Here is a 5710-nt window from a genome sequence, read left to right on the forward strand (position 1 = left end):
TGAGATCCTGCGCGACTGCCGCCTCAAAGGCGACGGCGTGCACCACGCCATGCTCGGCATCGCCCGCATGCACAACCTCGCCCTCGTCGGATAGCGCGAGTGTTCCCGCCCAGGGAAACGGCACCTTCACCAACCCGAAGATCATTTACGGGACAGCCCTTAGTAGGCGACGCTCAGGGCGCTCCATGTACGGCACCCGCCGTCGACGGCGTGACGGTCAAGGCATCAGTGGACGGACCGCTGGCTCGGCGCGCAAGGGCAACCCCCCGACCCGGACTCCGTGCCCAGAGAACTCACCCGGGCAGAAATGGAAAAGGTCACCGAGATCGTCACCGAATTCTTCCCCGACCTGACCCCCACCATCGTGCGCTCCGACGCCTTCCCCGACCTTTTCACCGAGGACCGGAATCCACTCCTCGGCTGGCTGGATGAGAACAGCAGGGTCTACTGTGCCACCGGATTCTCCGGTAAAGGCTTCAAAATGGCTACCGGCTATGGCCACATCGCCGCACACGAGGCGCTCGGCAAACAGACCATCGAAGGCCTGGACTTCGTGCGTCCGAACCGGTTCAAGACCAGGTAGCCCACCCACTACCGCCACCTCGGCGCAGTAGCCTCGGTATCGCCATTCGGCTGACGGTCGTTGCGGGCCTCATCTCTTGATGCCCCGCAACGACCGTCTGCCATCAGCTGAACTGTCCACCCGTTAAGACACTCAGCTTTACGCTGATCCGGAGCACCGGAAACGGGAATTGAACGTCGTGTCAGTTGGTTGGTCGGCGGTAGCCGATGAGGGCTGCGGTGATGCCGACGAATGCCAGGAAGTGTCGGCTGCCTTGCCTTGCACTCGTAGCGGCGGTGCGAGGACTCGATGCCTTTGCGGGCGAGGTGATGGAGGATGCCCGGCCGGTGGAGACACCCGCGCGGGCGCCGTGGTCGTAACTCTTGCCGACGTGGAGCTTGGCCGGTCGCCGGCGATGCGGGCCGCGCCGCGAGCGGATCGGTGGGATCCCGCGTACCAGCGGCCTTCAGGCCGAGCCTGTCGTGCATGGCGCCGGAGATGTCCCGCGACAGAGGTAGTCCGTCCTGGTCCGTGATCAGGCAGCTGCCCATGATCTAGGACGACTCATTGCGGTCCATTCCCGGGCCAGCGCACCCCTCTGAGTACCGCGAGGCGCCTTTGCACTGGTCAGCAACGCGCCGCACGTGTACCACCAGCAGACGAAGAACCTGCTGACTGCCGCCGCGCAAAGGCCAAGGGTTCAGCGGCCTGTTCTCTCGATCCCGCCGTCATGCCTTCTGACCACCGCTGACCTGACCCTATGAGGGCTGGGCGTTGTCATCTACCGTGCGCGCCGCCGTCTACGCACTGGCCTGGGACGACGCGCCTCCGGTCACGCCAATCGTCGACTCGCAGTCGGTCAGGGGCGCTTCAGGTGGGCAAGGCAACTCGCGGGCTCGGCTGGGGACGCAGCTCGTGGCCGTACCGTCAGCCCCGTCGGACCGCCCCGAGCTGGGCGCGGTGCAGGCCCGGGGCGGTGAATTGCTGCGCCACCGTGCGCAGGACGCGGGCCATCGCCTGGGCGGGTGGGGTGGCGGGGCGTGTCGCGGCGCGTGCGAGGAGGATGCGGCGGGTGGGGGCGAGGACGTCGGCGGCGAACGGCAGGAGGCGTACGTCGCTGCGTCGGCTGGTGAGGGCCAGGCGGGGTGCGAGCGCGATGCCGAGACCAGCGGCGACCATGGCCTGCGCCTCCTGGTAGTCGTGCGAGGAGTAGGCGATGCGCGGCTCGAATCCTGCCTGGCGACAGCTTCGGCGCAGAACGTCGGCGACGGGGTGGTTGTCGGCGCGGATGATCCACTCCTGGTCGGCGAGGTCGCCGAGGTGCACGGAGGGATGTGTGCGCAGGGGTGAGTCGGCGGGGACGACCAGCACCGTGGGGTCGTCCAGCAGGTGAGTGAGGGAGAGCGCCGGATCGTCGAGGCGGTTCCATTCGTAGTCCCAGAGCAGCCCCTGCTCCACCTCCCCGGTGTGCAGCATCTCCCTGAGCTCCGCGAGGACTCCGGCCCGTACCTCGATGCGGATGCCGGCGTGGCGACGTCGGAAACGCGTGAGCGCCAGCGGCAGCAGGGACGCGCTCGCCGTGGGGAAGGAACCGAGCCGCAAGGTGCCCTGGTCGAGGGCGGCGAAGGAGTCCAGGTCGGCCTGGGCGGCACGGAGCTCCCGGCGGATGGCCCGACCGCGTTCGGCCAGCGCGGCACCCGGAGGGGTGGGGCGGATACCGCGTGGCAGCCGCTCGATGAGGGGCTGTCCTGCCTCCTGCTCCAGCAGGGACATCTGCTGGGAGGCGGCGGAGGTGGTCATGCCGAGGGCTTCCGCCGCGGCAGTGAGTGAACCGCGTTCGGTGGCCTCGGTGAGCAGCAGCAGACGGCGCACGTTGAGCATGCCGTCGACTTTAGCTGAGCTAAACCCTGGTGAAGCGAACTGCGATTGTTCCGAAGTCATGCCTCTGCGAAGGTCTCCGCAATCGCCGAGCGGTTCACCGGCCCGCAATGCGCCCGTAACCGCTGCCTCGGCCCTTTCCCTACCTCCGTTGATCCAGGAAGAGCCTCAGACGTGCACATTCCCGCGACCCTGGTGCGTGGCGGCACAAGCAAGTGCTGGCTGTTCAACCAGGTCGAAGTCCCTGCCGACCGTGGCGCCCTCGAAAGGCTGCTGGTCGCCGCGTACGGCGCCACCGATCCCGTGGAGCTGGACGGCGTGGGCGGGGCGACCCCGACCACCTCGAAAGCGGCCGTGGTCAGCGCCTCGTCCCAGCCTGGCGTCGACGTCGACTACCTGTTCGCCCAAGTCGGCATCGGGACGGGCTCGGTGGAGTGGACGAGCAACTGCGGCAACTGCGCCACCGGCGTCGCCCTGTACGCGGTGACCAAAGGAATGGTGCCGGTCACCGGCGACCGGACGCGCGTGGTGATGCGCAACACCAATACCGGCGCGGTCCTCGAAGGGATCGTCGACACCCCCGGAGGCGTGGTGCACCACTTCGGCCGCCAGACGGTACCCGGCACCCGTGCCGGCGGGGTCGCGGTCGGCCTCACCTTCCGCGACCCGGCCGGTGGCAGCACCGGCTCACTGCTCCCCACCGGCCGGGCCGCCCAGGACCTGCGGGTCGGCGCCGCCGAGCCGGTTCGCGTGAGCATGGTGACCGCAGGAGCTCCGGTCGTCCTTGTCGACGCCGCCAATGCCGGGCGTACCGGTGCCGAGTCACTGGAGCGGATGAGCGCAGACGTCCCCTGGCTGCGCACCGTCCGTCATACCGCCGCACCCCTGATGGGTCTGGACCGGCCGGGCGAGGAACCGGGCGACGCGGTGCCCAAGGTGGGACTGGTCGGGCCGCCGGTGCCATACACCACCACCCTCGGTGAATCGATCGGTGCCGAGGACTACGACGTGTCCGTGCGCATGCTCACCATGAACGCCCCGCACCCCGCGATCGGCCTGACCTCTGCCGTCGCCGTCGCGGCGGCCGGGCTGCTGGAGGGGTCCGTGGTCTCCCGGATCACGGGCGGCCCGACCGACGAGTGGTTGCGCCTCGGCACGCCCGCCGGCGTCGTCGCGGTCCGCTGCACCGATGTAAGGGACGGCCTGCCGCACCGGGTCACCGTGCAGCGCGCGGCCCGTCTGCTCGCCGACGCCCGCATCTACGTACCGGAAGCAGGCAGCCCGCAAGCCGCCTGAGCCGCGACGAACACGACCTCGGTCAGGCCGGCTCCCCGCCGTCTGCACCGGGATACCCTCGCGCCCTCGGGCGCGCCACCCCGTCCCCACCGCACCAAGGACAAAGATGTCTGCTGAAGTGATCTCCATAGGCGCCCTGCTGGTGATGTTCGTGGTCGGCACCGTGCTGCCGATCAACCTGGGCATTCTCGCCTTCGTCGCCACCTTCGCGGTCGGCACCGCCTCGCTCGGCCTCACCGAGGACGAGATCTTCGAGGGGTTCCCGGCGAAGCTCTTCGTCACCATCGTCGGAGTCACCTACCTGTTCTCCGTCGCCCGCCGCAACGGCACCATCGACTGGCTCGTCGCGGCCGGGGTGCGGCTGGTACGCGGCAAGGTAGAGCTCATCCCCTGGGTGCTGTTCCTGGTGGCCGCCCTGCTGACGGCGTTCGGTACGTTCACCCCGGCCGCGGTCGCAATCCTCGCGCCGATCGGCATGAACTTCGCCTACCGCTACAAGCTCAACCCGCTGGTCGTCGGCATGATGGTGATCAGCGGCGGGCACGCGGGCGCGTTCTCCCCGCTGGCCGTCTCCGGTGCGCTGGTGCTCGGCCTCGTCGACAAGACCGATCTGCAGGTCTCCGCCGTGGCGCTGTTCAGCGCCAGCTTCGTGATCAACTTGGTGCTGTCGATCCTCACCTACGCCCTGCTCGCCAAGCGTCCCGCCCCGCTGGTCGAGGGCGCCGCGGAGGCAGCCGACGACGAGGATCTCGACGTCTCCGGCAGGCCCGATTGGCGGCAGTGGCTCACCCTCGCCTCTCTGGTGGCCCTCGTCGTCGGCGCGCTCGGCTTCCAGCTGGAGATCGGCTTCCTGGCCCTGGCGGCCGGCGCCCTGCTGGCCCTGGTGGACATGAAGCGGCAGGAAAAGGCCGTGGACGGCGTCAGCTGGTCCACCCTGCTTCTGGTCGCAGGCATGATGACGTACATCGCCATGCTGGAGAAGGCCGGCATCATCGAGGAGATCTCCGAACACGCGGCGGGCCTCGGCGCCCCGGTCGTCGTCGCCCTGCTGCTGTGCTTCACCGTGGCCATCACCTCCGCCTTCGCCTCCTCCACCGCGATTCTCACAGCGATCATCCCCATCGCCGTACCGCTGCTGCTCTCCAGCCACCTCAGCGCCGCCGGACTGATCGCCGCGCTCGCCGTCTCCACGACAATCGTCGACACCTCTCCCTTCTCGACCAACGGAGCACTCGTCCTCAGCAACGCCCGTGGGGTGGACACCCGCCGCTTCTACCGCCAGGTCATCGGCTACACCGGCGGAATCGTCGCCCTCGGCCCCGTCGTCGCCTGGGGCGCCCTGGTCCTGCCCTGGTCATAGTGCAAAGACCGACGACGCCCACCTGAAGAACTGGCACGTGCTCGGCAAGGCACGCACTGACCCGAAGTGGGCGACCACGCTGGACAAGATCACCCTCACCGGCGATTCCCTCCCGCGAACTCGTCCTCGACCGGCTGCAGGTCACGCCCTCCAGCGGCACGTTGACGTCCAAGGTGTACCAGGCGGAGGACGGGGCGTTGACGGGTGCGGCCAAGGTGACCGAGGCCTACCCCTTCGCCACCGGTGGAAGGGCGGTCACCGACATCGGCGACGGAAGGGCCAACGCACTCTCCCTCGACGCCGCCGCCGAACGCTCCGGCCGGCACGCCGTGACCATCCGCTACTCCAACGCCGAACAGGCACCCGCCACCCACTACAACCCCGACCCGATCGCCCGCCACGCCGACCTCTCGGTCAACGGCGGACCGGCCCGCCGCGTGCTGTTCCCGACGACCTTCCACTTCAACAACTTCTGGGAACTGACCGTCCCGGTCACCCTGAAGAAGGGCACGAACCGGCTCACCTTCACCGCGCAGGAGCTGCCCGACTTCAACGGCGACACCTACAACCAGTACGACCAGCGGTCCCCGTACGCACCGGTCATCGACCGCATC

At 68.8% G+C, this 5710-nt stretch carries 4 protein-coding genes and 3 pseudogenes; 5 read left to right on the plus strand and 2 right to left on the minus strand.

The genetic code is table 11. From position 1 onward, the window contains the following. Together KCH48_RS41645 and KCH48_RS41650 are read left to right on the plus strand one after the other, a co-directional pair. Nucleotides 1-94 (plus strand): annotated as a pseudogene (locus KCH48_RS41645) (IS5/IS1182 family transposase); the annotation flags it as partial. A gap of 186 nt (nucleotides 95-280) precedes the next feature. Further along, on the plus strand, nucleotides 281-583 hold the full coding sequence (locus tag KCH48_RS41650; protein ID WP_374104759.1) for an FAD-dependent oxidoreductase: 303 nt from the start codon (nucleotides 281-283) through the stop codon (nucleotides 581-583). Nucleotides 584-764: 181 nt separating this feature from the next. Here KCH48_RS41650 and KCH48_RS42770 read toward each other — a convergent pair. Next, nucleotides 765-1101: pseudogene (locus tag KCH48_RS42770) on the minus strand (IS5/IS1182 family transposase); the annotation flags it as partial. A gap of 388 nt (nucleotides 1102-1489) precedes the next feature. Then, nucleotides 1490-2443, minus strand: coding sequence for a LysR family transcriptional regulator (locus KCH48_RS41655; RefSeq protein WP_210582849.1), 954 nt, complete (start codon nucleotides 2441-2443; stop codon nucleotides 1490-1492). A 171-nt stretch (nucleotides 2444-2614) separates the two neighbouring features. Here KCH48_RS41655 and KCH48_RS41660 point away from each other — a divergent pair, with 171 nt between their 5' ends. The 3 genes and pseudogenes from KCH48_RS41660 to KCH48_RS41670 all read left to right on the plus strand — a co-directional run. Continuing rightward, the gene (locus KCH48_RS41660; RefSeq protein WP_210582850.1) at nucleotides 2615-3736 is read left to right on the plus strand and encodes a PrpF domain-containing protein; all 1122 of its coding nucleotides are present in this window, start codon (nucleotides 2615-2617) and stop codon (nucleotides 3734-3736) included. Nucleotides 3737-3842: 106 nt separating this feature from the next. Then, nucleotides 3843-5096 carry an SLC13 family permease gene (locus KCH48_RS41665; RefSeq protein ID WP_246886761.1) on the plus strand — a complete coding sequence of 418 codons (1254 nt, stop codon included), beginning with the start codon at nucleotides 3843-3845 and terminating at the stop codon, nucleotides 5094-5096. Between the two features lie 110 nt (nucleotides 5097-5206). Continuing rightward, nucleotides 5207-5710, plus strand: a pseudogene (locus KCH48_RS41670) (cellulosome protein); the annotation flags it as partial.

Origin of the sequence: Streptomyces sp. GESEQ-4 (assembly GCF_017948455.1) — a bacterium.
Classification (GTDB): domain Bacteria; phylum Actinomycetota; class Actinomycetes; order Streptomycetales; family Streptomycetaceae; genus Streptomyces.

What these genes read in the sequence shown, in the direction of transcription:
- KCH48_RS41655 (WP_210582849.1), bottom strand. Translation starts at nt 2,443, where the DNA reads ATGCTCAACGTGCGCCGTCTGCTGCTGCTCACCGAGGCCACCGAACGC.
- KCH48_RS41665 (WP_246886761.1), top strand. Translation starts at nt 3,843, where the DNA reads ATGTCTGCTGAAGTGATCTCCATAGGCGCCCTGCTGGTGATGTTCGTG.